The 4,359-nt window shown below is 49.2% G+C and carries 4 protein-coding genes, 4 tRNA genes and 1 pseudogene; 7 read left to right on the top strand and 2 right to left on the bottom strand.

What is annotated here, in order from left to right; translation table 11 throughout:
* The first annotated feature begins 233 nt into the window (after nt 1-233).
* Nucleotides 234-1,262 carry a UDP-N-acetylmuramate dehydrogenase gene (murB, locus tag ACU8YC_RS24555; RefSeq protein WP_151220039.1) on the top strand — a complete coding sequence of 343 codons (1,029 nt, stop codon included), beginning with the start codon at nt 234-236 and terminating at the stop codon, nt 1,260-1,262.
* Entirely contained in the window at nt 1,259-2,221 is a 963-nt protein-coding gene (gene birA / locus ACU8YC_RS24550) for a bifunctional biotin--[acetyl-CoA-carboxylase] ligase/biotin operon repressor BirA (RefSeq protein WP_151220040.1), read from the top strand. The genes murB and birA overlap by 4 nt, the downstream gene beginning before the upstream one ends.
* 32 nt (nt 2,222-2,253) lie before the next feature.
* Here the strand turns inward: birA and coaA are convergent, their stop codons facing one another.
* Together coaA and ACU8YC_RS24540 are read right to left on the bottom strand one after the other, a co-directional pair.
* Nucleotides 2,254-3,204 carry a type I pantothenate kinase gene (gene coaA / locus ACU8YC_RS24545; protein ID WP_003031107.1) on the bottom strand — a complete coding sequence of 317 codons (951 nt, stop codon included), beginning with the start codon at nt 3,202-3,204 and terminating at the stop codon, nt 2,254-2,256.
* 290 nt (nt 3,205-3,494) lie between these two features.
* A pseudogene (locus tag ACU8YC_RS24540) lies at nt 3,495-3,575 on the bottom strand (hypothetical protein); the annotation flags it as partial.
* Nucleotides 3,576-3,594: 19 nt separating this feature from the next.
* Between ACU8YC_RS24540 and ACU8YC_RS24535 the strand changes: the two are divergent.
* From ACU8YC_RS24535 to ACU8YC_RS24515, 5 genes are all read left to right on the top strand, one after another.
* Nucleotides 3,595-3,670: transfer RNA gene (locus ACU8YC_RS24535), tRNA-Thr, on the top strand.
* Nucleotides 3,671-3,678: 8 nt separating this feature from the next.
* Nucleotides 3,679-3,763: transfer RNA gene (locus ACU8YC_RS24530), tRNA-Tyr, on the top strand.
* 114 nt (nt 3,764-3,877) lie between these two features.
* A tRNA-Gly gene (locus ACU8YC_RS24525) sits at nt 3,878-3,952 on the top strand.
* Between the two features lie 5 nt (nt 3,953-3,957).
* Nucleotides 3,958-4,033: transfer RNA gene (locus ACU8YC_RS24520), tRNA-Thr, on the top strand.
* Between the two features lie 118 nt (nt 4,034-4,151).
* The coding region (locus tag ACU8YC_RS24515) for a GTP-binding protein (RefSeq protein WP_000031660.1) at nt 4,152-4,359 on the top strand (208 nt) is incomplete at its 3' end.

The following is a 4,359-nucleotide window of genomic DNA, read 5'->3' as shown; positions in this document are numbered from 1 at the left end:
CGATGGTAGTGTGGGGTCTCCCCATGCGAGAGTAGGGAACTGCCAGGCATCAAATAAAGTGAAAAAGCCCATCCTGCCGGATGGGCTTTTTTGCGTCTGTGCGCCGTGAAATCCGCCGGCTGCGGCGCAGCGCGTGCCATCGGGTGCAAAGCAACACCCTGAGCCTCCATAACACAAGCCATCCTGCGGTATATGCGGTAAACTAAGCGCGATTTTGCATCAGGAAAGCGTCTATGAATCACTCCCTTAAAGCCTGGAACACCTTCGGCATTGACCAGTCTGCCAACGAGATTGTTTGTGCTGAAAATGAGCAACAACTGTTGAACGCCTGGCATGCTGCCAATGCATCACATCATCCGGTACTGATTCTGGGTGAGGGGAGTAACGTCCTGTTTCTTGATACTTTCCATGGCACGGTGATCGTCAACCGTATCAAAGGTATCGAGGTTACAGAGAAGCCTGACGCATGGTATCTACACGTAGGCGCGGGTGAAAACTGGCATCAGCTGGTACGTTATGCTCTGGAGCACAACATGCCTGGCCTCGAAAATCTGGCGATGATCCCTGGTTGCGTTGGTTCATCCCCCATCCAAAATATTGGTGCCTATGGCGTGGAACTGCAGCGCGTCTGCGAATATGTGGACTGCGTAGAGCTTTCGACCGGCAAACATCTGCGTGTCAGCGCTGCAGAATGCCGATTTGGTTACCGTGACAGCATCTTCAAACATGAGTACCAGGATCGTTTCGCGATTGTAGCCGTTGGGCTGCGTTTAGCTAAACATTGGCAGCCTGTTCTCACTTACGGTGACCTGACACGTCTTGACTCTGCAACGGTAACGCCTCAGCAGGTTTTTGATTCTGTTTGCCATATGCGCACCACAAAGCTGCCCGATCCAAAAGTAAACGGTAATGCGGGGAGTTTCTTTAAAAATCCGGTTGTCAGCGCAGATATTGCACAGGATCTTCTGGCTAAATTCCCGACGGCACCTCATTACCCGCAAGCTGATGGCTCTGTGAAACTGGCTGCTGGCTGGCTTATTGATCAATGCCAGCTGAAAGGTATGCGCATTGGCGGCGCAGCGGTACACCAGCAGCAAGCACTAGTGCTGATCAATGCAGACCATGCTACGAGTCAGGATGTGGTGCAACTTGCGCATCACGTACGCCAAAAAGTCGGTGAGAAATTCAACGTCTGGCTCGAACCGGAAGTCCGGTTTATCGGCCCGCAAGGTGAGGTTAATGCCGTGGAGATCGTTGCATGAAGGATAATACTGTCCCCCTGACGCTTATTTCATTATTAGCCGATGGCGAATTTCACTCCGGTGAGCAACTCGGTGAAAAGCTGGGGATGAGCCGTGCGGCAATCAATAAGCATGTCCAGACGCTACGTGACTGGGGTGTTGATGTATTTACTGTCCCTGGTAAAGGATATAGCTTACCTGAACCTATCCAACTATTAGATTCATCACTTATTCATTCTCAGTTGGATGGTGGAAATATTACCGTCCTGCCGGTTATCGACTCAACCAATCAGTACCTGATGGATCGGATTAGCCAACTTGAGTCAGGAGATGCCTGCGTCGCTGAATATCAGCAGGCCGGGCGTGGTCGCAGGGGACGCAAATGGTTCTCTCCCTTTGGTGCTAACCTATACCTCTCGATGTTCTGGCGGCTGGAGCAAGGTCCGGCTGCTGCAATTGGCCTGAGCCTGGTGATTGGTATTGTCATGGCTGAGGTTTTACGCGATCTGGGTGCGGATAAAGTACGTGTTAAATGGCCGAACGATCTCTATTTGCTCGACCGTAAGCTGGCAGGGATCCTGGTAGAACTCACTGGTAAGACGGGGGATGCCGCGCAGATTGTTATTGGCGCGGGTATTAACATGTCCATGCGTCGGGTTGAAGAGAATGTGGTTAATCAAGGCTGGATTAACCTACAGGAAGCGGGTATTAATATTGATCGTAATACTCTGGCTGCCCGACTGATCCGCGAGCTGCGTGCTGCGTTGGTACTGTTTGAGCAAGAGGGGTTAGCGCCATATCTGTCCCGCTGGAAGGCACTGGATAACTTTATCGACCGTCCCGTTAAACTCATTATTGGTGATAAAGAAATATTTGGTATATCGCGTGGAATAGATGCGCAGGGTGCATTGCTGCTTGAACAAAATGGCGTGGTAAAACCCTGGATGGGCGGGGAAATATCGCTTAGAAGCGCTGAATAATAAGAAGGGGAGCTCAGGCTCCCCTTTTTTATTTATTTACGCAGCCTGACTTGCTCAACGGCATGATTGGCGCTTTTGGTCATAATCAAGCTGGCTCGCTCACGCGTTGGCAATATGTTTTGTTTTAAATTCAACCAGTTAATTTCTTTCCACAGTGATGTAGCCGTGTTGATGGCCTCATCTTCTGACAATTTCGCATAGTTATGGAAATAAGAGTCTGGGTTGGTGAATGCCCCTTCGCGGAATTTCAGGAAGCGATTGATATACCATGTCTGGAGTAATTCTTCTGGTGCATCAACATAAATAGAAAAGTCGACAAAATCAGAAACAAATACATGATGCGGATCGTGAGGGTAGTCCATGCCGCTTTGTAATACATTGAGTCCTTCGAGTATTAATATATCGGGCTGGGCAACGGTTTTGTCGCCATCAGGGATCACATCATAGATCAGATGAGAATAAACCGGCGCCGTAACGTTGGGAACGCCAGACTTCAGATCGGAAACGAATTTAACCAGCCGGTGCATATCATAGGACTGCGGAAAGCCTTTCTTCTTCATAAGGCCGCGATCTTTCAGCACCTGGTTAGGATGAAGAAAACCGTCTGTTGTAATCAGCTCAACCTTACGATGCTCGGGCCAGCGACTGAGCAGCGCCTGCAACACGCGTGCAGTCGTACTTTTGCCGACAGCGACACTGCCAGCAATGCTAATGATATAAGGAATACGCTCGCCGTTGGTGCCTAAAAATTGCTCCAGCACCGCCTGACGCCGCAGGTTCGAACTGATGTAAAAATTTAGCAAACGCGATAGAGGCAAATAAATCTCGGCAACTTCTTCCAGCGATAAGTCTTCGTTTATGCCTTTCAAACGAGCAATTTCTTCCTCGGTCAGGGTCATCGGCACGGAATCACGAAGCGCAGCCCACTGGTTGCGATCAAACTGTAGATAAGGCGACGTTAACGCTTGCTCTTTTATACTCATACGCATGGTCTGGCTGCCATTGCTCTATCAGGTTTGCGGTAAAAAACGAAATCGTCCCCGGTCCGCAATGGCATGCACATTTCAGTTAATTTGGACAATGGGCAGGAGGGTAACACCAGATGAGGGGGAATAATAAGAAAAAATCATCCCCTGAAACGCAATGTGACGGCTATTCCAGATGTATAAAGATGCGCTTTCTCTCTATTGATAACCGCATGTCGGAGCAAAATACCCCTCTGGGAGGGTGCCTGACGTTGGAAATTTGTTCAACCCAAAGAGAAAATAGATTATTTATCGGTCGTATAGTGCAAAATGTGAGCGATAGAACATTTTATGCAATTTTTTAGTTGCATGAGTGCGCATGTCTCCATAAAATGCGCGCTACTTGATGCCGACTTAGCTCAGTAGGTAGAGCAACTGACTTGTAATCAGTAGGTCACCAGTTCGATTCCGGTAGTCGGCACCATCAAGTCCGGTGGGGTTCCCGAGCGGCCAAAGGGAGCAGACTGTAAATCTGCCGTCACAGACTTCGAAGGTTCGAATCCTTCCCCCACCACCACTTTCTGGCAGCGTTAATGCCGCCTGAGTTGGTTAAAAAATTAACCAGCTCGAACAGAAAAGAGAGCAATCTCTTTTTTGTTACAGAAAGAACTGGGTAGCCGAGTTTCAGGATGCGGGCATCGTATAATGGCTATTACCTCAGCCTTCCAAGCTGATGATGCGGGTTCGATTCCCGCTGCCCGCTCCAGACGTGCTGATATGGCTCAGTTGGTAGAGCGCACCCTTGGTAAGGGTGAGGTCCCCAGTTCGACTCTGGGTATCAGCACCACTTCACTTCTCCTTCCCGTTTCTCTCTGTTTACTTTTAAAAGCATTCAACAGCTCAGGTATATTGCCTGGTTGATGTGGTGATATCACCGATTTATCCGTGTCTTAGAGGGACAATCGATGTCTAAAGAAAAATTTGAACGTACTAAACCGCACGTTAACGTCGGTACTATCGGCCACGTTGACCATGGTAAAACAACGCTGACCGCTGCAATCACTACCGTACTGGCTAAAACCTACGGCGGTGCTGCGCGTGCATTCGATCAGATCGATAACGCGCCGGAAGAAAAAGCTCGTGGTATCACCATCAACACTTCTCACGTTGAAT

The organism is Citrobacter sp. VF227, from assembly GCF_052950715.1.
Note: the sequence above shows the minus strand (reverse complement) of the source record. Positions and strands in the feature narration are given on the sequence as shown.